Here is a 25868-nt window from a genome sequence, read left to right on the forward strand (position 1 = left end):
TGTTGTGAGAACTGTTTTAAAATAGTAGATTTGAAAGACTATTTTTAATAAAAAAGCAAGATTCAAATGCTAAACTTTAAGGATGCAAAATGGTAATTGATTTAGAGTATTTGTTTAAAAAGGATATGAGAATGACAACTGAAAATGATTTGTTGCAAAAAGAAAATAAAACGAGTAAAGAATATTAAGTTATGGAGAATCAGGAACAAAATCTTCAGTTACTTTCTAATTTTGTTATTTTCAAAACAGGAAACGGTAAAGTAAATATCGATGTTTATTTTCAAGATCAAACACTTTGGCTATCACAAAAAAGAATAGCCGAACTATTTCAGAAAGGTCGTTCTACAATTACAGAACATCTAAAAAATATTTTTTCAGATGCAGAATTAGAAGAAAATTCAGTATGTCGGAATTTCCGACATACTGCGGAAGATGGAAAAGTATATACTTCTAAATTTTATAATTTAAGGGTAATAACAGCTGTTGGTTATAGAGTAAATTCAGAGCGTGCTATTGAATTTAGAAAATGGGCGACAGAAATTTTGCACGAATACATCATCAAAGGTTTTGCTATGGATGATGATCGCTTAAAGCAAATGAAACATTTTGGTCAGGATTATTTTGACGAAATGTTGGAACGCGTGCGAGAAATTAGATTGAGCGAAAGAAGACTCTATCAAAAAGTAACAGATATTTTTGCTCTTTCGGCTGATTATAATAATCAATCGACTATCACACAACATTTTTTTGCTACAGTTCAAAATAAATTGCATTGGGCAATTACAGGAAAAACGGCTGCTGAAATAATTTATACCGAAGCGGATGCTGCAAAATTATTTATGGGACTAAAAGCGTGGAAACATGCACCTGACGGAAAAATATTAAAAAGTGATGTTGTTATTGCTAAGAATTATCTCAACGAAGAACATATCAAGGCGTTGCAGCGTATTGTGACTGCGTATTTAGACTTGGCTGAAAGCAGGGCCATAAATAAAAAAGTTATGAATATGGAAGATTGGGAAAAATTTTTGAACCAATTTTTAGAGTTAGCAGATTATCCAATTCTTACTAATACTGGAAAAGTAACAATGCTGGAGGCAAAATTAAAAGCCGAATCTGAATATGATAAATTTAGAGTTATACAAGACGAAAACTTTATTTCAGATTTTGATAAAGAATTGAACAAAAGATTAAACAGTTAATTGATTTGAATAAAAATTACCATTTTATTTATAACATAAAAGTAATCTTGCTATTACACTTTCATCAGGAACCTATATTTTAAACGTTAAATAAGCTGCATTTTTAATAATTCGGGACAGTACAGGATACATTGTTGATTTTTTAGTGTTATTTTTACACTTAATAAATATTTTTGCCTAAAAAAATGTTAGGTATGTATTTATAATCGAAAATTTTAATTCATAATAAAATTGAGAATGAAAATAACAAAATTAGCATTTGTCTTGTTTGGACTTTTCCTTTTAGGAAGTTGTAAGTCGGCTTTAGAAAAAAAGACTTGGAAAGAAGGTATTTTAGTAGATGAATTTATTTATGATAAAGCGCCTTATCCGTCTTGCCACGCTGTTACAATTGTCGAAGCGACAAATGGTGATTTAGTTTCATCTTGGTTTGGAGGAACTCACGAAAGACATCCTGATGTTTGTATTTATGTAAGCATTAAACCGAAAGGAAGTGATAAGTGGGGTGAAGGCGTAAAAGTGGCCGACGGCGTAATGAAAGAAGGCCCGAGATTACCAACATGGAATCCGGTTTTGTACCAAATTCCGGGTGGCGATTTAATGCTTTTCTACAAAATCGGACCAAAACCATCAGAATGGTGGGGCGTAATCAGAACTTCATCTGACGGCGGAAAAACCTGGTCTGAGGCACAAAAAATGCCTGATGGTTTCTTAGGACCAATCAAAAATAAACCTGTTTTATTAAGCAACGGAACATTATTATGTCCGTCAAGTATCGAAGGCGATGGCTGGAGATTGCGTATGGAATCGACTCCTGACTTCGGAAAAACCTGGGTAATGGGCGACACGCTTCCAAGAGGGAAACAAAAAATCAATGCGATTCAGCCCAGTATTTTATTTCATAAAGACGGAAGTATTCAGGCCATCGGAAGAACCAGAAACAGAGCTATTTTCAGTACTTTCTCAAAAGACAACGGAAAAACCTGGTCGGATGTAGAATTAATCGGACTTCCAAATAACAACTCAGGAACAGATGCCGTAACCCTTAAAAACGGCAAACATTTATTAGTTTACAATCACGTTTTACCTCCAGGGAAAGAAGCAAAAGGCCCAAGAACGCCTTTGAATGTTTCGATTTCGGATGACGGAATTAACTGGAAAGCAACTTTAGTTTTAGAAGATTCAAAAATCAGCCAGTATTCGTATCCATCTATGATTCAGAGTTCTGATGGAATGGTGCATATCGTTTACACTTGGAGAAGAGAAAAACTGAAATACGTAAAAATCGATCCAAGTAAGTTAAAAGCACTTCCAATCAAAAACGGAATCTGGCCGGGCGAAGAAGGAAAAGTAGTAACAGCTGTTAAGGCTGAAGAAGAGTAAAATATTTCGCCACGAATTGCACCAATTTCCACGAATTAAGATTAAAAAATTAGTGTGAATTCGTGTAATTCGTGGCAAAAAAATATACACATGATATATAATAAACATTTATTAATTGCTATGTTCGTTGCAGTATCAACAACATTCAACAGTTGTGCAACAGCTCAGTCTTCCAATAAAAAGCAAAAATACAAAGTAGCAGTTTGCGATTGGATGATTTTAAAAAGACAAAAACTGGGCGCTTTTGGTCTAGCAGCCGAATTAAAAGCAGACGGAATCGAACTGGACATGGGAGGTCTAGGAAACAGACCCACTTTTGACAGCAAATTAGGCGATCCAGTTGAGAGACAAAAATTCCTAGATAAATCAAAAGAAACCGGCATTGGAATCAGTTCTATCGCCATGTCTGGATTTTACGCACAGTCTTTTGCGAAAAGAGAAACGATAGTACCGATGATCGAAGATTGCGTAAAAGCAATGAAAGACATGAAGGTAAAAATGGCTTACCTGCCTTTGGGAACAGAAAGCGATTTAGTTAAAAATCCAGAATTACGTCCCGTGGTTGTTGAACGTTTAAAATGGGCGGGAAAACAAGTCGGGAAAATTGGCGGCGTTATAGCGATTGAAACTTCATTGAGCGCGACAGAAGAGAAAAAACTTTTAGAAGAAATCGATTCAAAATACATCAAAAGCTCTTTCAATTTTGCAAATGCGGTTGATAACGGAAGAGATATCGTATCTGAATTAAAGATTTTAGGAAAGAAACATTTAGCACAAATTCACGCTTCAAATACTGATAAAGTCTGGCTGGAAAATGACACCGCAATCAATATGCCTGCAATCAAAAAAACGCTTGATGAAATGAAGTGGAGCGGCTGGTTAATTGTAGAGCGTTCACGCGACGTGACGCAGGTGCATAATGTAAAAGCCAATTACGGTGCGAATGTGGCGTACTTGAAAAAGATTTTTCAGAATTAAAAAAATATTTAGCCACTCTCGATAGCTATCGGGATAAAGGATTAAAAAGATTTTTTCAATCTGTGGAAATTTTTTAATCTGTGCCAAAAAAGCAAAATAAATCTGCTTGATCTGCTAAATCTGCGTGAAAAATAAACTCTCGCAGATTTAGCAGATTTAGCAGATTAAATCGGGAAATTTTCCAGTATAAAATTATAATGTAATGAAATATTTAAGCTTACTTTTTTTAGGTTTCTACGTCACTTTTGCGACAGCGCAGAATGTCACAATTGTTAGTGATGCCAATTCGCCAAGAGCAAAATTTGGAGCTGAAAAACTATCAGAAACCCTTACTTCAAAAGGTTTAAAAATCACTTCTTCTAATAAAATTACAAAATCAAAAGATCAGGTAATTGTTATTGGAGAAAAAGGAACCGATTTCTGGAAACAAAATGCTAAAAGCGCCAAAATCGACGATAGTAAACTGACTAAAAAAGAAGGTTTTCAAATTCGCACACAAAAAAATATCATTTATATTGAAGGAACAGATGCTTCTGGAGCTTTGTATGGTGCTTTAGAGTTAGCAGACCGTATTAAAAGTTCAGGAAAACTTCCGTCAGAAATTAATTTGGATGACAGTCCGGAAATGGTTTTAAGAGGAGCCTGTATCGGAATGCAGAAACCGGTTTATCTTCCGGGTCGTGACGTTTACGAATATCCGTACACACCAGAAACTTTTCCTTGGTTTTATGATAAAGCTTTATGGATAAAGTATTTGGATATGCTGGTTGAAAACCGCATGAATTCTTTGTATTTATGGAACGGACACCCATTTGCTTCTTTAGTAAAACTAAAAGAATATCCGTTTGCTGTAGAAGTAAGCGATGAAGATTTCAAAAAAAACGAAGAAATCTATAAATTCCTAACCGTTGAAGCAAACAAAAGAGGAATCTGGGTCATTCAGATGTTCTATAATATTATCGTTTCTAAGCCTTTTGCAGAACATTACAACATAAAAACACAGGATCGTTCGCGTCCAATTACGCCATTACTTTCAGATTATACCAGAAAATCGATCGCTGCTTTTATCGAAAAATACCCAAATGTTGGATTATTAGTTTGTTTAGGAGAAGCCATCAACACCATTGATGATGACGTAGAATGGTTTACCAAAACGATTATTCCAGGCGTTCAGGATGGATTAAAAGCTTTGGGAAGAACAGACGAACCGCCAATTATTCTACGTTCTCACGATACAGACGGTCCTTTGGTTATGGAAAAATCACTTCCATTATACAAAAATTTATATACAGAAAGTAAATATACGGGAGAATCTTTAACGACTTATACGCCGGGAGGACCTTGGGGCGAAACGCATAAACAATTGAGCGCTTTAAAGTCAATTCATATTGAAAACGTGCATATTTTGGCCAACTTAGAACCTTTCAGATACGGTTCGCCGGACTTCATCCAAAAAACGGTTAAAGCCATGCACAGCGTTCACGGTGCCAATGCATTACACTTGTATCCGCAGGCATCCTATTGGGATTGGCCTTATTCGGCAGATAAAACTAAATCAGGCGAGCGTTTATTAGAAATGGATCGCGATTGGATCTGGTACAAAGCATGGGCAAGATATGCGTGGGACAGCAAAAGAGACCGAAATGAAGAGGTGAAATTCTGGGATAATGATTTAGCTGCTAAATTTGGAACTAGTCAGGAAGCTGCCAATAACATTTTAAAAGCTTACGAAGAAACAGGAGAAATTGCTCCAAAAACATTAAGACGTTTCGGAATTACCGAAGGAAACCGTCAAACCTTATTATTAGGAATGTTCGAAAGCCAATTGGTCAATCCGTCGAAATGGCGTGTGTATCCAGGTTTCCACGAATCGTGTGGTCCTGCAGGCGAATTGCTTTTAGAATATGCTAAAAAAGAATGGAATAAAGAACCGCATTCGGGCGAACTTCCAACGCAGATTATTGCTGAAATAACGGAACACGGAAGATTAGCAGTTGAAGCCATCGACAAAGCCGAAGCGAGCGTAACCAAAGACAAAGAAGAATTTGCACGCCTTAAAAACGATATGCATGCCTATAAAGCGTTCGCCGATTTCTTTTCAGAAAAAGTAAAAGCAGCGTTGTTAGTTTTAAGATACAGTTATTCAAACGATATCAGCGATTTAGACAAAGCAATGCCTCATTTAGAAAAAAGTATCGAGTATTACGAATTATTGGTAAAACTGACAAAAGACACATACTATTATGCCAACAGTATGCAAACCGCTCAACGCCGAATTCCAATTGGAGGCGATGACGGAAATAACAAAACTTGGGCTGAATTATTGCCGCATTACGAACGTGAATTGGCGAATTTCAAAAGAAATCTGGAGAAATTAAAAGCTTCAAAAGACGGTAAAATAGAAACCAAAGAAGGAAAACCGTGGAAACCGGCCGAAGTTACTTTCATAGACGAAAAACCGGGAACGTATTTAGTAAAAACAGGAACAAAAGTTTACGGAACCGATATTTCTGAATTAACCAAAATTGCTCCTGAACTTCAAAACTTAAGAGGATTTTCGTTTGTAGAAAATGACCAAAACGAAAAAGGAACGCATTTGAAGTTTAGAAACACAAAAGCGGTTAAATTAGTAGTTGGTTATTTCAATTCAGATCAAAAGAGATTTTTGTTACCGCCAAGTTTAGAAACAGATGCAGCAGGAAATGCGCACGGTCAGGCCGAAGTAATTCTGGCAAGTGCCATGAATTTAAAAGAGCTGCCACGTGTAAATATTCATACCTATACTTTCCAGCCAGGCGAAAATAAATTAGATTTAGGAAAAGGAAAAGTATTGATTTTAGGTTTCATCGATGCAGATCAAACCATCACACCGCGCGATGTTGGGTATATCGATGCAGGAGAAAAAGCTGCTATTGACTGGTTGTTTTATTAATAATTTGGGCGTGTCCCTCCGGGTCGGGCTGTACGTTCCCGCTTTTTTTGAGGCGAAGAAAAATCGCCTCAAAAAAGAGCTCCACTACCATCCCTCACGCGAACGGGTTTACAAGAACGTTTCGTCTCCTGCAAGGTTTTCAAAACTGAAGATTATAAACACAATCTTGTCATCCCGAGGAACGAGGGATCTCCACAAGAAACTCGACAAAGATTGGCGACATACTTTGTAGAGCTACTCGCGGAGATTTCTCCTTCGTCGAAATGACAAAAAAGTCGAATAAAGGCTTTCATAATAATTAAATAAGAAACAGCCTTATATCACTTATATGGTTTAAAAATATGAAAAGAATAGTTTTTTTTATTTTTTGTTTTTTCTCAAGTTTTTGCACTGTTTGGAGTCAGGGCAAAAGTTCAGTACGTAAAGAAATTTCGCTGAATTCATCTTGGGAGACCGTAATGCTGGATAATCTTCCGCTGAAAGAAGAAGATTTTGTAGAAAATCCAAAAACTGATTCCAATTGGCAAAAGGTAAGTGTGCCTCACAATTGGGATCAGTATTATGGTTTCAGAAGAACAAAACATGGAAATTTACACGGTACCGCCTGGTATAAAAAAACTTTAAAACTCGATAAAAAAGACGTTTCAAAACAGCTTTTTCTATATTTTGAAGGCGTAAGTTCATATGCGACCGTTTGGGTAAACGGCCAAAAAGTCGGCGAACACAAAGGCGGCAGAACCACTTTCACATTAAACATAACAAAAGCCGTTTCTTTCGATAAAGAAAACCAGATTTTGATTAAAGCTGCGCATCCCTCTTTTATTGCAGATCTTCCGTGGGTTTGTGGAGGCTGTTCCGGAGAATGGGGATTTTCAGAAGGTTCTCAGCCAATGGGGATTTTCAGGCCAGTTTCTTTAGTTGTAACAAAGGATGTCAGAATTCAGCCATTTGGCGTTCATATCTGGAATGATAAATCGGTTTCCAAACAAAAAGCGATTCTGCATACTGCAACAGAAATCAAGAATTACGGCACTTTAAACCGAAATTTAACGATCGAAAACATCCTTTTTGATGCTTCTGGAAAGAAAACTGTCATTACAAAAAGCGATATCAAATACGTTTCAGGAGAAACAAAAGAAATAACACAAACACTTCCAGAGATTGTAAATCCGAAATTATGGTCGCCGTCCAATCCGTATTTGTACAAATTGGTGACTTCAGTTTATGAAAACGGAAAAATAATTGATCAGTTAACAACGCCTTACGGAATCCGCTGGGTGAGCTGGCCGGTTAGCCGTGACGGAAAAGACAATCGTTTTTTTATCAATGACGAACCCTTATTCATCAACGGAACCTGCGAATACGAGCATTTAATTGGAAACAGTCATTCGTTTTCAGACGAAATGATTCATTCGAGAATCGAGCAAATCAAAGCAGGCGGATTTAACGCTTTTAGAGAAGCGCATCAGCCTCATAATTTATTGTACCAAAAAGAATTAGACGAAAACGGAATTTTATTTTGGAGTCAGTTTTCAGCACATATTTGGTACGACACGCCGGAGTTTAAAGAAAACTTCAAAACCTTATTACGCGAATGGATTAAGGAACGCAGAAACAGTCCGTCGGTGGTGATGTGGGGCTTACAGAACGAAAGTACCATTCCGAAGGAATTTGCAGAAGAATGTACTCAGATTATCCGTGAAATGGATCCGTTATCAGCTTCTCAACGAATCGTGACGACTTGTAACGGAGGAGAAGGAACAGATTGGAATGTCGTTCAAAACTGGTCAGGAACGTATGGCGGAGACCCGTTAAAATATCATTTGGAAATGAGCACGCAGTTATTAAACGGTGAATACGGTGCTTGGCGTTCAGCCGATTTACATACCGAAGGCGAGTTTGACCAAAAAGGAACTTTGAGCGAAAACCGTTTTTCTCAATTAATGGAAATTAAAGTCCGCGAAGCCGAATCGGTTAAAGATAAAATTGCGGGGCAGTTCAACTGGCTTTTTGCTTCGCACGAAAATCCGGGACGAGTACAAAACGGAGAAGGATTTCGAGATATTGACAAAGTCGGTCCAGTAAATTACAAAGGACTTTTTACAATTTGGGGCGAACCTTTGGATGCGTTTTATTTGTACCGCGCCAATTACGTTTCGAACAAAACCAATCCGATGGTGTATATCGTTTCGCATACCTGGCCAAGCCGTTGGGATAAACCCGGAATCAAAAACGGAATCGATATTTATTCCAATTGTGACGAAGTAGAATTGTTTAATGACGTGAATAAATCTTCTTTAGGAAAATTAAAAAATCCGGGAATCGGAAAACATTTTCAGTTCAACAATGTCAATATACAATACAATGTTTTATACGCTGTTGGATATGTAAACGGAGTGACGGTTGCTAAAGATTATGTGGTTTTAAACACCCTGCCGAAAGCGCCAAATTTAGCCGATTTAACTCCTGAAAAAACAGATTTAGTAAAAGATAAAAAAGGATACAATTACATCTACAGAGTAAATTGCGGTGGATCTGAATTCACTGATAGTTCAGGAAATACTTGGTTTACAGATATACACAAAAGTGGAAAATATACTTGGGGTTCGTCATCATGGACAGATAATTTTGAAAAACTTCCGGATTTCTTCGCGAGTCAGAGAACGACTTTTGATCCGATAAACGGTACAAAAGATCCCGAATTATTCCAAAGTTTTAGATATGGTGTTGACAAATTGCGTTACGAATTTCCTGTTCCCGACGGAGAATATTTAGTAGAATTATACTTCACAGAACCGTGGTACGGAACGGGAGGCGGAATGGATTGTAAAGGCTGGCGTTTGTTTGACGTTGCCATCAACGAAAATGTCGTTTTAAAAGATTTTGATATTTGGGCAGAAGCGGGACATGATAAAGCTTTAAAGAAAACTTTTACAGTAAAAAGCAAAGACGGAAAAATTGTGATTTCCTTTCCGAATGTAAAAGCAGGGCAGGCTATCATTTCTGCAATTGCCATCGGAACTAAAGATCGAAAACTAAGACCTGCAGATGCATCTCCAAAAAATATTCAGAATCTAGTTTTAGATTCTTATGAGAAAACCAACAGAATAGCTTCGTGGATGGACATCAATTCAAAACAATTTTCAGATTCTGATGTTGTTTTTACCGAATTGCCTTCTGAATTATTTGGTGCTGATTATTTACAATTTTCAGTTGCTTCTAAAAATAAAGGTTCGTTTACTGCCAAAGAAGATTCGAATATTTATGTTTTAGTTGACAGTAAAATCAAAGAATCGGCTTCGTTTTCTGATTATAAAAAAATAGACGAAAAAGCGAAAAACAGCAATGAAGTTTCGTTTACGGTCTTCAATAAAAAGGTGAAAAAAGGTGAAAAAGTTCTTTTTGATAATGCTGAGTCGATAAGCACAATTGCAGTTGTTCCGGTTTACGATATGGGCGAAAAAGACGATTCAAGGCCTGTTGTAATCATTGAAGCTGAAAATGCTAAAACTACAGGAACGGGAATTGAAAAAGGAAATTTCAAAAAAGCCGATTATATTGAGTTTACCAAAAAAACAGCAAACAGCATTCAGTTTGAAGTAAAACCTGGTGTTGCGGGAATTTATTTGATGCGTTTTAAATTCATGAACAGAAATGAAACGCCTTTAAAAGTCAAATTTAAAATGGAAGATGCATACGGAATTTTAATGCGAAACGATACCATTGAGTTTTTTACAGCACCAGAAAAATGGAAGATTTTAAATACAACATCCGGTGGTTATATTAATGCGGGAACGTATAAAATTACATTAGAAGGCGATGATTTGAAAGGATTGATGCTGGATAATTTTGAATTTCAATAGGTTTTTTTGGAGGTTCAAAGGGGCAGAGGTGCAGAGGGACAGAGATTTTTTTTCAGGATTTCATTGTAGAGGTGCACAGCAGTGCGTCTACGTTCCAATTGAAACGTGCGGAAAAATTTTATTAGATTTTTAAAAAAAACATATTAGTTTTTTGAGGTTCAAAGAGGCAGAGGTTCAAAGGGACACAGTTTTTTTTCAGGATTTCATTGTAGAGGCGCACAGCAGTGCGTCTACGTTCCAATTTTCCATACTGTGTGTTAGACGCACTGCAGTGCGCCTCTACAGAAGAAACGTGTAGAAATTTTATTAGATTAAAAAACATATTAGTTTTTTGAGGTTCAAAGAGGCAGAGGCGCAAAGGGACAGAGGTTTTTTTTTAGGATTTCATTGTAGAGGCGCACAGCAGTGCGTCTACGTTGCAATTGTCAGGCTGAGCGGAGTCGAAGCCCACGCAAATAAACAAGATCAATGTTATACGTCCAGTTTGTCATTTCGATCCCGATGCTTCGGGAGAGAAATCTTCGCAAGAAGCTCGACAAAGATTGGTAATTAACGTTGTGGAGTTACTAGCGAAGATTTGCTTCGCCTATTCGCTGTCGCTCGAGTCTCCTTCGTCGAAATGACAAGATTGGAGAAAATGCTAATTTTTAAAAATGATTATTTAAATATATTATGATTTTAAAAAAGATAATAATTGCTTTAACAATACTGTTTTCGGTTTCAATTTTTGCGCAAAAACAAGCCAGAATTGTCGAAGATTTCAATAAAAACTGGAACTTCAAATTAGGAGATTATCCATCGGCTCCGCAAGCTGGTTTCGGTACTTCTGATTGGAGAATGCTTCAACTGCCTCATGACTGGAGTATTGAAGGTGCTTTTGACAAAGATGCTAAAACCAAACAAGCGCAGGGATTTCTGCCAGCTGGGAAAGGCTGGTATCGTAAAGTATTCACTGTTCCTACAAATTGGAAAAACAAAACAGTTTCAATAGAATTTGACGGTGTTTTTAAGAACAGTGAAGTTTTCATAAATGGCAAAGCATTGGGAATGCGTCCAAACGGGTATATTTCATTTGGGTATGATTTATCAAGATATATCAACTTTGGAAAAGAGAATGTAATCGCGGTAAAAGTCGATAACGATGCACAACCCAATTCAAGGTGGTACACAGGTTCTGGAATTTACAGGAATGTACGCTTGGTTGCGACTGAAAAATTGCATGTTGGGAAGTGGGGAACTTTTGTAACCACGCCTGAAGTTTCTGCAGCAAAATCTAAGATTTGTTTAGAAGTTACGATTGATAATGACAATGAGACTCCGAAAGAATTTAAACTTGTTACATCAGTTTTAAATGGGGATAATAAAGAGGTTGCTAATTTCACTTCAACAGAAAAAATATCGGCTAAAACTTCAGAGAAAAAGATTCACGATTTGGTTTTAAATCAGCCAAAATTGTGGGATACTGAAAACCCGTATTTGTATAAAGTGGTTACTAAAATTTATGAGAAATCGAAATTAGTTGACAATTACGAAACACCGCTGGGTTTCCGTTTCTTTAGTTTTGATTCAGAGAAAGGATTTTCTTTAAACGGAAAACCAACGAAGATTCTGGGAGTCTGCCTGCATCATGATAACGGCGCTTTGGGAGCAGTTGAAAATATTCATGCGGTGAGAAGAAAACTGACTTTGATGAAAGAAATGGGTGCAAATGCCATTAGAATGTCACATAATCCGCATTCTTTAGAAATGATGCAATTGTGCGACGAAATGGGTTTCATTGTTCAGGACGAAGCTTTTGACGTTTGGAAAAAGAAAAAAGTAACCAATGACTATCACAAAGATTGGGATGCGTGGCACAAACAGGATTTAGAAGATTTTATTAAAAGAGACCGCAATCACCCATCGGTTATGATGTGGAGTATTGGGAATGAAATTAGAGAACAATTTGATTCGACAGGAATTGCGATTACCAAAGAATTGGCTAAAATCGTGAAATCGTTAGATACGACTCGTCCAGTAACTTCGGCTTTGACCGAAAATGTTATTGAGAAGAATTTTATTTACCAATCGGGTGCTTTGGATCTTTTGGGATTCAATTACAAACACGAAGATTATAAAGATTTTCCAACTCGTTTTAAAGGACAAAAAATATTAGCTTCAGAGAGTGTTTCGGCTTTAGAAACGCGCGGTCATTATGATTTTCCAGACGGAATTAAAGCGTGGCCAACCAAACACGGCGCTCCGTTTGACGGTAACGCAGATTGGACGGTTTCGGCTTACGATCAGGTGAAATCGTACTGGGGCGCAACGCACGAAGAAAATTGGAAAACTATTAAAAAACAGGATTTCATGGCGGGAACTTTTATCTGGACCGGTTTTGATTATATCGGCGAACCAGATCCGTATCCGTATCCGGCGAGAAGTTCTTATTTCGGAATTGTGGATTTGGCTGGACTTCCAAAAGATGTGTATTATATGTACCAAAGTGAATGGTTGAACAAAACAATGCTGCATATTTTTCCGCATTGGAACTGGAAAAAAAATCAGGATGTAGAAGTTTGGGCATATTACAATAATGCCGATGAAGTAGAATTATTCTTAAACGGAAAATCTCTCGGAACAAAATCAAAACAAAATGATGATCTGCATATTTCATGGAAAGTGAAATTTGAACCGGGAACATTAAAAGCGATTTCAAGAAAGAACGGAAAAGTAGTTTTAGAAAAGGAAATTCGCACAGCGGGAGAAGCTTCAAAAATAGATTTGAAAGCAGAAAAAACGACAATCAAAAACGATACGTACGATTTGGTTTACGTAACCGTTTCAATTGTTGATAAAGATGGAAATCTTCTTCCAAATGCAATGGATTTAATCAATTTTGAAGTTATTGGCGGCGGAAAATTAGTTGGGGTTGATAATGGTTATCAGGCTAATTTGGATTCGTTTAAAGCGAATTCCTGTAAGTTGTTTAACGGAAAATGTATTGCGATTATTCAATCAAACGGTAAGAAAGAAAATATTCAGTTAAAAGCGACGACAGGAAATGGAATTCCGGTTTCGTCGATTCAGATAAAGGTGGATTAATTTATATGCCGCCCCGCTGGGGCTTTTGATTAACAGCTCATTTTTTTCTATAAATATTAAGCTCCTCTGGAGCTTTTTTATTGGGAAATGTATAGAGAATTAAATAGTTTTTCAGTTCTAAAAGAGATCTCTATGGGGCTTTTGATTAACATCTCGTTTTTTCTATAAATATTAAGCTCCGCTGGAGCTTTTTTTATGGAAAATGGATAAAGAAATTAAATAGGTTTTCAGCTCCGGAAGAGCATACTGCTGGGCTTTTGATTAACACCTTATTTTTTCTATAAATATTAAGCTCCGCTGGAGCTTTTTTTATTGGGAAATGGATAGAGAAATTATATAGGTTTCAGTTCTGGAAGAGCATACTGCTGGGGCTTTTGATTAACACCTTATTTTTTCTATAAATATTAAGCTCCGCTGGAGCTTTTTTTATGGAAAATAGGTAGAGAAATTAAATAGTTTTTCAAGCTGGAACTTTTGATTAACAACTTATTTTTCAATAAATATTAAACTCCGTTAGAGCTTTTTTTATGGAAAATGCTTTTCGCGAAATATAGAAAAAGAGTGCATCTCTGGAAGAGCTAAATATTTATAGAAAATAATGTACACACAAATAAAAAGCTCCAGAGGAGCGAAAGTTTAAGTTTTTATACGGTCATTTTATTTTTGCTTAAATGTACTTATAGGACTTATTATTTTGCTCGTAAAGTTTGTTGAGGCGCATTTTGAGAACGACGTAAAAAAACTCAACTGAATTTATATAACTTATATAGTTTAATTTTTTGTAAACATGTTTTTTGTGAAAGAAATAATACTATTTTAGCTGAAGATTTGTCGTGTTAATTAATAGATTTTAGCCGACAATAATATAACTAAATATAAGTGATTTTATGAATAAAACACTTTGGGAAAAAGCTTTAGCATTTAGTTTTGATCATCCAAATGATCAATATGGATTTTCAACCAGATTAGCTCTTGAAAATCATTGGACCATAAATTTTACCCAGAATGCCATACTCGAATACAAGAAGTTCCTTTTCTTGGCAGCGACAAATAGTGAAATGGTTTCACCTTCAGAAATTGTCGATATTGTCTGGCATCAGCATTTAATTTTTACGAATTCCTATTCTGATTTCTGTGATTTGTTAGGAAAGAAAATCGAACATATTCCGTCAACTCATAATCGGTCGGAATTTGATAAATTTCAAACCGCAAAAGAACGAACGAAAGAATTGTATGAAATTAATTTCGGAACACAGCCGGCGGAAATCTGGCATTATAAAGATGAATTAGATTCTTTACCGCTGGAGAAAAGTAAATATGAAGTTTCAAAACTTACCAAAAACTTTTTAACGTATACCATTTTACTCTCTTTTCCGGTCTGTCTGGTGCTTTATTCCCTTTTAATAAAGATTAGAAATCCCTATTTCCTTATAGGATATCTGCTGCTTTTTGTTCTCGGAATATTGTTCTTGAAATTTTATGTTGGAAGAAGTTTTATTTCATTATACAATAAAATAAAAGCTAACCCAATTTTGCAAAATCTTACTGCGCTGGAATTGGTGTTTTTTAAAGAAGAAAAACTGGAAGTTGTTATTCATGGTGTGGTGAATAATTTGATCTTAAATCACAAAATTAAGGTTCTTATAAATGACAGGTTAGAACTAATTGACGATAAATTTGTTGAAAATCGATATGAGAATTGTATTGTCGAAATCATGAAAGGTTTAGATCCAATGGGTTATAAAGAACTCTGCAGAACCGCGATGCAGAAACCCATTTTTGAACAACTGCAAAAAGCTATGTATAGAATAAAAAGCAGGATTTTTAATTCAAAAGAGTTTACCCGAGTCATAATCGTGGTGATGGTTGTTTTAGGATTTTTATTAAGTATTGGATTCAGCAGATTTATAACAGGAATCTGGAGGGGTAAACCTGTAATATTCTTGTTGTTTGCAATGGTTCCGCTTGTTGCAGTAGCATTCTATTATATTAATCAGGTAATGCAATTAATGTTTGTAAACATAATCCCTTCTATAGTTAAAGAGAATGTTCTGAATAAAGGAGAAAGTAGGAGGCATTGGGAATGGGATTATTTTTTATACGGAAATCTTGTTCTAGCGAATTCTTTTGTTCCAATAATAAATCATGCACCAGCGACATCATCGGGAAGTTATTTTAGCTCGAGTGATGTTAGCTCTTGCGGTTCCTCGGGAGGCAGTTCGTGTGGCAGTTCCTGCGGATCTTCGTGCGGAAGTTCCTGCGGTGGCTGTGGCGGGGATTAATTTTTCTGAACCATTTAAGTTATCTAAGTCAATTTAAGTTTTTGCTTAATTAAGCTTATAGGAAGTTATATGGTTTATTTTTTTTAATTTTAAACTTTGTGATTTCGCGTCTGCGAGATTGTTTTAAAACTTTTAAGAAGATGAACCCCACTTTTTTCGCAGATCAAAAGGACTTCAGGATTTGGCTGGAGAAAAACCACAAAAACGAAAAAGAGCTTTTGGTTGGTTTCTACAAAGTTACAAGTAAGAAAGCCTCTATGAGCTGGTCAGAATCTGTAGATCAGGCACTCTGTTTTGGATGGATAGACGGTGTCCGCAAGTCAATTGATACAGAGAGTTATACGATTCGGTTTACCCCTAGAAAAAAATCGAGTATTTGGAGCGCGATTAATATTCAAAAAATGGAAGACCTCACAAAAGCAGGTTTAATGAAAGAAGAAGGTTTAAAAGCTTTTAGTTTTAGAACCGAAAATAAATCCAAAATTTACTCGCACGAAAAAGAACCCGTTCCTTTAGATTTGGTTTATGAAAAAGAATTTAAAAGCAATACCATAGCTTGGGAATTTTTCGAAAAACAAGCACCATCCTACAAAAAAGTCATGATACATTGGATTATGAGTGCCAAACAGGAAAAAACAAGACAATCGCGTCTTGCAAAAACAATTTTGGAAAGCGAAAAACAAAAAAGAGTATTGTAATGTTTGAAATAAAATTCCTATATTAGTGTGCTGATTTTTAGTAAACTATGGAAAAGGAAAATACCACAAAAATAGGAGGCGAGATTCTACTGGGTATTATTTTCGCTCTTGAATTGTATGCACTGCCAATGCAGTTTTACTTACTCATTAATGAATCCGAATTTTCTTTTTTTGGCGCTGCAATTCGGTTTTTCAGTTTCTTTACTATTCTGACCAATACTTTGGTCGCTTTTGCCAGTGCTGTTATTTTGTTTGGCGGAAAATTTAAACTTACTTATTTTTTTAATAAAACGGCTACTATTACAGCAATTACAGTTTACATTCTAATTGTCGGAATCGTATTTAATTTTTTCCTTCGTAAGATTGTTAATTTACAAGGACTGCATTTAATTGTTAGTGAAATTTTTCACAGTATAGTGCCAGTGTTGTTTTTGTTCTTTTGGTTTTTTTATGCAAAAGTCGAAAGACTGTCTTTTACACTCATTGGGGTCTGGTTGATTTATCCAATTGTTTATATAATCTATACTTTACTTCACGGTATTTTTACCGACTTTTATCCTTACCCTTTTATAGATGTTACCAAACTAGGATTTCCGACAGCGATCGAAAATGGTTTATTGGTTTTATTGGCGTTTGTAATTCTTTCTTCTGTTTTAATAGCTGTTGTAAAAATTAGAACTAGAGTTAGGAGGTTACACTTCAAACTGCTTTGAGAGCTAAAAATGAGATTTTCTCCAAAGCACTTCGAAATTTGTCATTGGTCGAATTTCTATCATTTTCAATCTTTAATTCTATTACATTTATGGTTCAGACTATTTTAAAGTAACCATAATGAAAAATATTTTCCTTTCGCTTTGTCTTTTCGGTGCAGTTTCAAGCAGTATTAGTCAAGAATTTCCCAATGCGCCCAAACCTTTTGGACCGCTTCCAACGCAGAAACAAGTGGATTGGCAGGAAATGGAATTCTATGCTTTTGTGCATTTTTCATTAAACACATTTACCAATAAAGAATGGGGTTATGGAGACGAATCAGCAGAACTTTTTAATCCATCGCAATTAGATGTGCGTCAATGGGCGCGCGTGGTCAAAGAAGCCGGCATGAAAGGTATTATTCTGGTTGCAAAACATCACGATGGTTTCTGCTTATGGCCGTCGGCTTATACAGAACGTTCGGTAAAGAATTCGCCTTGGGAAAACGGAAAAGGGGATTTGGTAAAAGAATTGGCAGCAGCTTGTAAAGAATACAATTTAAAATTAGGATTGTATCTTTCGCCTTGGGACAGAAATCATCCGCAATACGGAAAACTAGAGTATGTAACTTATTTCAGAAATCAGTTAAAAGAATTGTTAACCAATTACGGCGATGTTTTCGAGATGTGGTTTGATGGAGCCAACGGCGGCGACGGTTATTACGGCGGTGCAAACGAAACTAGAAAAATAAACACACTGACATATTATAATTGGGACGAGACTTATAAATTAATTTATAATCTGGCTCCAAAAACGTTGGTCTGGGGTGTTGGACCTTCTGAAGCGAGATGGATTGGAAATGAAGAGGGACGTGCCGGAAAAACCAACTGGTCGCTCCTTCGCCAGAAAGATGAATTGGCCGGAAAAGTACATTATTCTGAATTTATGTCAGGGCATGAAGACGGCGAAAAATGGGTTCCGGGAGAAGCAGATGTTTCGATTAGACCAGGTTGGTTTTACCATTCTGTTGAAGATGATAAGGTGCGTTCGCTGGACGAAATGGTTGATATCTATTATGAATCTATAGGAAGAAATGCAACTTTACTATTGAATCTTCCGGTTGACAGACGCGGCTTGGTTCATGAAAATGATGAAGCGAGATTAAAAGAATTAGTTGCTGTAATAAAAGCCGATTTTAAGACAGAACTTTTGGCAGATTCTAAAATTCAGGCTTCAAATACTAGGTCTTCAGATTCTAATTTTGGGCCTCAGAATGTAACTGACGGAAATAAAAATACGTATTGGGCAACAGACGATAAAGTAAAACAAGCTACTATAGAATTTACATTCAAAAAGCCTAAAGCCTTAAATAGAATCTTACTTCAGGAATATATCAAATTAGGTCAAAGAGTGAAATCTTTTTCTGTTGAAGCTAAAGTTGACGGGAATTGGAAAACAATTGCCAATGAAACCACAATAGGTTACAAAAGAATTCTTCGTTTGGATCGTGTTACGGCTTCGGCGCTTCGAATTAATATTTTGGATGCTAAGGCTGGTTTTGTAATCAGCACAATTCAAGCTTACAACGCACCAACTTTTGTAAAAGAACCACAGATTTCGCGAGATAAAAATGGTTTGGTTACAATCAAATCGGAAGCGGGAAATGCAGTTTACTATTCGCTTGACGGAAAAAATCCTTCGGAGAAAAGTATTTTATACAAGAATCCATTTGTTTATAATAAAGCGGTAGAAATTAAAGCTATTTCAAGAGATACAAAAGAAAAAATCAACAGCGGAATCAAATCGGCTAAATACGGTGTTTCTAAAGAAAAATGGAAAGTAATCTCTGTTTCAAGCGGGGATGCTAAAACAGTAGAACGAATTATTGACGGCGATGCCAATACGGATTGGGGATTTGGAAACGATAAAAACAAACTGCCGCAAGAAGTTGTGATCGATATGGGGGAAATCGTTGAGATAAAAGGGTTTACTTATATTCCGCAGCAAGTGGGAAATAATTTAAATCTGATTTCTAATTACGAATTCTTTACCAGCGAAGATAATAGTACCTGGGTTAAACAGTCTGAGGGAGAGTTTTCAAATATCAAACATAATCCAATTGAACAATTTAAGAGTTTTAATGCAGTAAAAGCAAAATTTTTAAAATTTGTTGCAACAGGCGGCGTAGGAAAATCACAAAGTGTTTCGATTGCCGAAATTGGTATAGTAGAATAAAGGTTTTTTTGACAGCTTCTTAAAATGACTTATAGCTGCTATTTTGTCTTTTGCCGAAGCGCAGTCGTTATTAGTCGAATTTTTGATGTTTGGAGATTTATAAATTCTACTTTTATCTTACATTAATTAAATGGCCAGCCAAAAATGATTAGAGAAGACATTGGTTTTAGAGAAGCAGGAAAGTTTGAAGAAACTCGTTTTGAGAAAATTCACAATGTAATTTTCGAATCGTCGGAAGAGGCGTCTTTTTTGGTAGCGCAGGAAATTGCCAATTTAATTCAGAGAAAAAATGAGCTGAACGAACCTTGTGTTTTAGGTTTGGCTACAGGTTCTTCGCCGATAAAGGTTTATGAGGAACTTGTAAGAATGCATAAAGAAGAAGGACTTAGTTTTGAAAACGTAGTAACCTTTAACTTGGATGAATATTATCCGATGGATAAAAATGACATTCAGAGTTATTATCATTTTATGCACGAGCATTTATTCAATCACGTCAATATTGTTCCGGCAAACATTAATATTCCAGATGGGCAGGTGAGTGCCGAGGAATTACAACAATATTGCATTGATTATGAAATGAAAATCAAGTCTTACGGCGGATTGGATTTTCAGCTTTTGGGAATAGGAAGAACGGGACATATCGGTTTTAACGAACCAGGTTCTCACGTAAATTCTGGAACCAGAAGTATTACACTGGATCATTTAACGCGTATTGATGCAGCATCTTCGTTTTTAGGTATTGATAATGTTCCGAGAAAAGCCATCACAATGGGAATCGGAACCGTTAGAAATGCCAAAAGAATCGTTTTGTTAGGCTGGGGAATCAGTAAGGCGGGAATCATAAAAAAAACTATTGAAGGAGAAGTTTCTTCACGAGTGCCTGCGACGTATCTGCAGGAGCATAACAACACAACATTTGTTCTGGACACAGAAGCATCGTCTGAATTAACTAGAGTTAAAACGCCTTGGCTGGTTAAATCTGTAATTTGGACAGACGAATTAAAATTGAAAGCAGTAGCTTGGTTGAGCGAATTGACGAAAAAACCTTTCCTTAAGCTTACTGACAAAGATTACAATGATAGCGGCATGTCAAGTTTATTGACAGAAGAAGGAACTGCTTATGATTTAAATATCAAGATGTTTAATAAAATGCAGCAAACAATCACTGGCTGGCCGGGCGGAAAACCAAACGCTGATGATACTTATAGACCGGAGCGTTCCACGCCGGAGAGAAAGAGAATCATTATTTTCAGCCCGCACCCAGATGATGACGTTATCTCGATGGGAGGAACATTTGACCGATTAGTAGAGCAGGGTCACGATGTTCATATTGCTTATCAAACTTCTGGGAACATTGCAGTTTCTAATGAAGAAGCTTTAAAGTTTGCTGAAATTTCAAAAGCATTGAATGGAGATTCGGTTAAATCGCAAGAAATAATTGATTTTCTTAAAAATAGAACTGGAAATGAGATTGACTCATTAGAAGTTAGAAAATTGAAAGGATTAATTAGAAGAAGTGAATCTTTGGCGGCGACACGTTATTTAGGTCTTCCGGATTCTAATGTTAATTTTTTAGATCTTCCTTTTTATGAAACAGGAACAGTAAAGAAAAATAATCTTGGTGAAGCAGATATTGAAATTATGTGCAATATCATTGAGAGAATAAAACCCCATCAAATTTATGCTGCTGGAGATTTGGCAGATCCGCACGGAACTCATAAAGTGTGTTTAGATAGTTTGTTCGAAGCTTTGAAACGACTAAAACACCAATCTTATATGGATGACTGCTGGGTTTGGCTTTACCGAGGCGCTTGGCATGAGTGGGAATCGTACCAAATTGAAATGGCTGTACCAATGAGTCCAGACCAGGTTCTTAAAAAACGACATGCAATTTTTTATCACCAGTCTCAAAAAGACGGCGTAATGTTTCAAGGTGATGACAGCAGGGAGTTTTGGGTACGCGTAGAAGACAGAAATAGATTGACTGCAGAAAAATATCACAACCTGGGCTTAGCAGATTATTCGGCTATAGAAGCTTTTAAGCGTTATTATTTCTAGTTTTTTGCAGCAATAAAGATAATAGACTATTTCATGGTTTATTTGGTTAGTTACCTATAATTGAGGAAAATGCAGCCGTGGTTGGCTGCATTTTTGTTTTTTATTGTTTTGTGAAATGTTAATTGTAAAAGGTGAAATGTTATTTGAGAAATGAAAAAAGTCAGACATTTTACATCTAACTTCTTACTTCTTACTTTTCACTAATTCTTACTTTTCACTAATCTCTTCTCACTAAATCGAAGAATTCAAAATTTTCTGTTTTACTTCATCAATATAAGATCTGCCGATTACGTATCTAAGTCCTTCAATTTCAATGCTGTTTCCTTCTACAGCGTCAATTTTATCAATGGCAATCGTGTAGGATCGATGTATTCTGATAAAATCTCGTTCTGGGAGCAAATTTGTAAAATCGGATAAAGTGCTGTGAATGATAAATTTACCAGAAGTGGTGCTTATTTTTAAATAATCCTTTAAACTTTCGATCACTAAAATTTCGTTCAAGAAAATTTTCTTCATTTTCTTTTTATCAATCTTAACGAATATAAAAGGATTTTCTTTGTTATTTTCTATCGGCGTTTTAGTGTTGTTATTTAAGCGTTTGCTTATTTTATTCACAGCTTTCATCAGCCTCGGAAACTCAATTGGTTTTACCAGATAATCTAAAACATCCAGCTCGTAAGTTTCTATAGCAAATTGATCATACGCACTTGTAATAATTAAGAGCGGCGGATTGTCTAAACTTTTGATAAAATTAATACCGTCTAAAACAGGCATATTAATGTCAAGGAAAATTACATCAATAGTATTGTTCTTTAAAAAATTAAGACCTTCAATAGAATTGCTGAAAGTGTTTATTAATTCTAATTCTTCAATCTGCTCAATATAATTCTTAATAACATTAATCGCCAATGGCTCATCATCGATAATTAAACACTTTATTTTCATTTTTTATCTGTATTATTTAGGCCGATATGTTTTTGTAGGTATAGTTTGAGAAAAAGTTTAAAGCTGCAGCTAAGTGACTTTTATGACTAGTTTGACAACAAAAATATTCTTTTTATTTTTAAATGAAAGCTTATAGTCGCTTTTATTGTATCCTAATTCGAGTCTTTTTTTCACGTTTTCTATACCTATACCACTTGACTTGTTAAAATTATCTTTATGTACGGTAATTTCTGGTGTTGGGTTTGAAACTGTGAAATGTAAAAAATCTCCTTTTACTTTAAAGTTGATGTCAATGACTACATTTCCAGTGTTTTTATTGACCCCGTGCTTAAAAGCATTTTCAATAAAAGTTAATAATAAAACAGGGGAGATTTCTTTATCGTGAATATCTCCCGAAATTCCCATATTAACTTCAAGCCGTTCTCCGTTTCGAATGCGTTCCAAATCAAGATAGTTCTGAATGCACATGATTTCATTCTCCAAACTCTGCTTTTTGCCTTTGGTTTCATACAGCATATAACGCATTAATTCTGATAGCTTTAAAACTATTTTTGGGGTTTTGTTCGATTTTTCGACAGAAAGCGAATAGATATTATTTAAGGTATTAAAGAAAAAGTGCGGTGAAATCTGCGACTTCAAAAACAATAATTCTGTTTCTAATTGTGATTTTTCCAAATCGGTTACACGTCTTTGTTCTTTTAAGAAATCTAAAGTAATTTTAATCGCCGTAACAAATGTCATCACATACAATTCGCCCATCATCATGTCTATCGTATAATTTAGAGTGAGTGTGTTGATTGTTTGCGGGCCTTCTGGCCAGACGTTGTGGGTGATTAATAAATAAGTCAAATTAAATTTGATGACCACCATTATAAATATAGCCGACAATACACTTATAATATATAAGAAGTATTTTTTTCGGTAAACCAAATGGGGCATTAAAACCAAAATATTAAGATAACATAAAGCCATGTGAATGGGAAAGCCTAATAAAGTGGTTTTTAAGGAATAGACATAGTCGTTAAAATAGCTTCCCCAGCGGAAAGTATTAAACAAAAAATAGGTAAGCCAGAAATATACATGATAACGTATAGGCAGGCTGTAAGGTTTGTTGGTATTAAAAATCATAAGGCTATTTTAATATGTCGTTTGTTACTGTTTTTTGATGTTTAGGGCTGTTTAAATGTCGTCCGTCTAAAAATATTTTGGTAAAAGTTGAATTTATCTAAATTTAAAGTTAAATTAATATTGTTTTGATATGAGGAAAATTACACTGCTCTCTCTAACGGTAATTTTTATTGCAAGTTGCAAAATAAACAAAGAGCAACAAAGTTTTGCAACAAATTATGTAGATCCTTTTATAGGTACTGGCGGTCACGGACATACGTATCCTGGTGCGACAGTTCCGTTTGGGATGCTGCAGGTGAGCCCTGATAATGGAGTTTCAGACTGGGACTGGTGTTCTGGTTATCATTATTCGGACTCTATAGTTTCTGGATTTAGTCACTTACATTTAAGCGGAACAGGAATCGGTGATTTGGCAGATATTTTATTTATGCCGACAAACAAAAAATTAGACTTAACCGCCAAAGCCGCTTCACGCGATTTCCTTCCGTATAAATCAAAATATAGTCATGCTAACGAAAAAGCAGTACCGGGTTATTACCAAGTTTTTCTTGAAGATCCTAAAATCAATGTAGAATTAACATCTACGCAAAGAACCGCCTACCACAAGTATACCTATAATAGTAACGACACACAATCTTTGATTGTCGATTTAGGTTTTGCTATTAATTGGGACAAAGCGACCAAAACAGCCATCAAAATTGAAGATGAATTTACAATAAGCGGTTTTCGTTACAGCACAGGCTGGGCAAAAAATCAGAAAGTATTTTTTGTGGCTAAATTTTCGAAACCGATTACAGAATCTATCTTAACGAATGATAAAAAAGTAGTTTCAGGCAAAAATGCCGAGGGCGAAAATACAGCGTTACAATTGTTTTTTGATTCGAAAGATTCTAATGAATTAAACGTAAAAGTAGCACTTTCGTCTGTAAGCGTAGAAAATGCAAAAGGCAATTTAGATACCGAAAAGCAAGATTTTGAAGAAGTAAAATCTAATGCAGCAGCACTTTGGGACAAAGCTTTAAGCAAAATTACTATTGAAACTCCAGTAGATTCTTTAAAAACTATTTTCTACACAGCATTGTATCACGCTCAAGTTGCGCCTGTAACCTACAGCGATAAAAACGGACAATTTAGAACTGAAGACGACAAAATTGTCACTGCAAAAGATTATACGGCCTATTCTACATTATCGCTTTGGGATACTTTTAGAGCAGAAAATCCTTTACTGACAATTTTAGAACCAACAAAAGTTTCAGATTTAGTCAACTCAATGCTGGCTTATTACGAAACAAAAAAAATACTTCCCGTTTGGACATTGTATGCAAATGAAACCAATACGATGACGGGATATCACTCGATTCCAGTTATTGCAGATGCGTATTTAAAAGGTATAAAAGGTTTTGATGCCGAAAAAGCTTTTGAAGCCATGAAAGCAACGATGATGCAGGACGAACGCGGCTTGAATTTCTACAAACAATACGGTTTTATTCCATACAATTTATTAGATGAGTCGGTTACAATTACTTTAGAATATGCATACGACGATTGGTGCGTAGCGCAAATGGCAAAAGCTTTAGGAAAACAAGCCGATTATGAGTTTTTCTCTAAACGATCTAAAGCGTACGAACATTTATTTGATTCGAAATCTGGTTTTATGAGAGGAAAATCTCAAGATGGTAAATCTTGGAACGAACCTTTTGATCCGAAACACTCGAACCACAGAGAACATACCGATTATACAGAAGGAAATGCTTGGCAGCACAGCTGGTTTGTACCTCATAATGTAGATGATTTTATTAAACTTCACGGTAGTAACGAAATCTTTACCAAACGTTTGGAGCAGTTATTTACCGAAAGTTCTGAGATTACAGGAAACAATGTTTCGGCAGATATTTCTGGATTGATTGGACAATATGCGCACGGAAACGAGCCAAGTCACCACATTGCTTATATGTTCAACCATGCCAAACAGCCTTGGAGAACACAATATTGGGTACGACATATTTTAGATACACAATACAATACAACAGCAAACGGATTGAGCGGAAACGAAGACTGCGGCCAAATGTCGGCTTGGTATGTGTTCAGCTCTATGGGATTATACCCAATGAATCCAGCTTCTGGCGAATACGAAATTGGAAGTCCGATTTTTGAGAAAGCGACCTTAAATCTTCCAAACGGAAAAACTTTTGTAATTGAAGCAGAGAATGTTTCGAAAAAGAATTTCTACATCCAATCTGCAACTTTAAACGGAAAACCATTCAATAAAACAGCAATCAAACACCAAGAAATGCTTAACGGCGGTGTATTGCATTTTGTAATGGGAGCAGCTCCAAACAAAAACTGGGGATTATAAAAAAACTAAACATAGCGTAACTAACTAATAATAA

14 protein-coding genes are annotated in these 25868 nt (G+C 35.8%); 12 read left to right on the forward strand and 2 right to left on the reverse strand.

Annotation, left to right across the window (positions count from 1 at the left end; all coding sequences use genetic code 11):
• Nucleotides 1-191: 191 nt before the first annotated feature.
• The 11 genes from C4F50_RS14975 (at nt 192) to nagB (ending at nt 21405) form a co-directional block, all read left to right on the forward strand.
• Complete coding sequence (locus C4F50_RS14975) at nt 192-1202, forward strand: virulence RhuM family protein (protein WP_194139461.1); 1011 nt, start codon at nt 192-194, stop codon at nt 1200-1202.
• Nucleotides 1203-1439: 237 nt separating this feature from the next.
• Entirely contained in the window at nt 1440-2585 is a 1146-nt protein-coding gene (locus C4F50_RS14980; protein WP_194139462.1) for a sialidase family protein, read from the forward strand.
• A gap of 90 nt (nt 2586-2675) precedes the next feature.
• On the forward strand, nt 2676-3563 hold the full coding sequence (locus C4F50_RS14985) for a sugar phosphate isomerase/epimerase family protein (protein WP_194139463.1): 888 nt from the start codon (nt 2676-2678) through the stop codon (nt 3561-3563).
• A gap of 202 nt (nt 3564-3765) precedes the next feature.
• Nucleotides 3766-6495: an alpha-d-galacturonidase gene (locus tag C4F50_RS14990; protein WP_194139464.1), complete on the forward strand. Its 2730-nt coding sequence runs from the start codon at nt 3766-3768 to the stop codon at nt 6493-6495.
• Nucleotides 6496-6836: 341 nt separating this feature from the next.
• Nucleotides 6837-10358, forward strand: coding sequence for a malectin domain-containing carbohydrate-binding protein (locus C4F50_RS14995; RefSeq protein WP_194139465.1), 3522 nt, complete (start codon nt 6837-6839; stop codon nt 10356-10358).
• A gap of 672 nt (nt 10359-11030) precedes the next feature.
• On the forward strand, nt 11031-13442 hold the full coding sequence (locus C4F50_RS15000) for a glycoside hydrolase family 2 TIM barrel-domain containing protein (protein WP_194139466.1): 2412 nt from the start codon (nt 11031-11033) through the stop codon (nt 13440-13442).
• Between the two features lie 887 nt (nt 13443-14329).
• The gene (locus tag C4F50_RS15005) at nt 14330-15724 is read left to right on the forward strand and encodes a hypothetical protein (RefSeq protein WP_194139467.1); all 1395 of its coding nucleotides are present in this window, start codon (nt 14330-14332) and stop codon (nt 15722-15724) included.
• A gap of 140 nt (nt 15725-15864) precedes the next feature.
• Nucleotides 15865-16422: a YdeI/OmpD-associated family protein gene (locus C4F50_RS15010; protein ID WP_194139468.1), complete on the forward strand. Its 558-nt coding sequence runs from the start codon at nt 15865-15867 to the stop codon at nt 16420-16422.
• 47 nt (nt 16423-16469) lie between these two features.
• Complete coding sequence (locus C4F50_RS15015) at nt 16470-17135, forward strand: Pr6Pr family membrane protein (RefSeq protein WP_194139469.1); 666 nt, start codon at nt 16470-16472, stop codon at nt 17133-17135.
• 118 nt (nt 17136-17253) lie between these two features.
• Entirely contained in the window at nt 17254-19347 is a 2094-nt protein-coding gene (locus C4F50_RS15020) for an alpha-L-fucosidase (protein WP_194139470.1), read from the forward strand.
• Between the two features lie 144 nt (nt 19348-19491).
• Complete coding sequence (gene nagB, locus C4F50_RS15025; RefSeq protein ID WP_194139471.1) at nt 19492-21405, forward strand: glucosamine-6-phosphate deaminase; 1914 nt, start codon at nt 19492-19494, stop codon at nt 21403-21405.
• Nucleotides 21406-21636: 231 nt separating this feature from the next.
• On the opposite strand, the gene C4F50_RS15030 is transcribed toward nagB, so the two are convergent.
• Nucleotides 21637-22350 carry a LytR/AlgR family response regulator transcription factor gene (locus tag C4F50_RS15030; RefSeq protein ID WP_194139472.1) on the reverse strand — a complete coding sequence of 238 codons (714 nt, stop codon included), beginning with the start codon at nt 22348-22350 and terminating at the stop codon, nt 21637-21639.
• Nucleotides 22351-22419: 69 nt separating this feature from the next.
• Nucleotides 22420-23478 (reverse strand): sensor histidine kinase, encoded by a 1059-nt coding sequence (locus C4F50_RS15035; RefSeq protein ID WP_194139473.1) that lies wholly within the window; start codon nt 23476-23478, stop codon nt 22420-22422.
• A 130-nt stretch (nt 23479-23608) separates the two neighbouring features.
• On the opposite strand from C4F50_RS15035, the gene C4F50_RS15040 reads away from it, so the two are divergent.
• Entirely contained in the window at nt 23609-25834 is a 2226-nt protein-coding gene (locus C4F50_RS15040; protein ID WP_194139474.1) for a GH92 family glycosyl hydrolase, read from the forward strand.
• Nucleotides 25835-25868 lie beyond the last annotated feature (34 nt).

This window comes from Flavobacterium hungaricum (genome assembly GCF_015182285.1).
Classification (GTDB): domain Bacteria; phylum Bacteroidota; class Bacteroidia; order Flavobacteriales; family Flavobacteriaceae; genus Flavobacterium; species Flavobacterium hungaricum.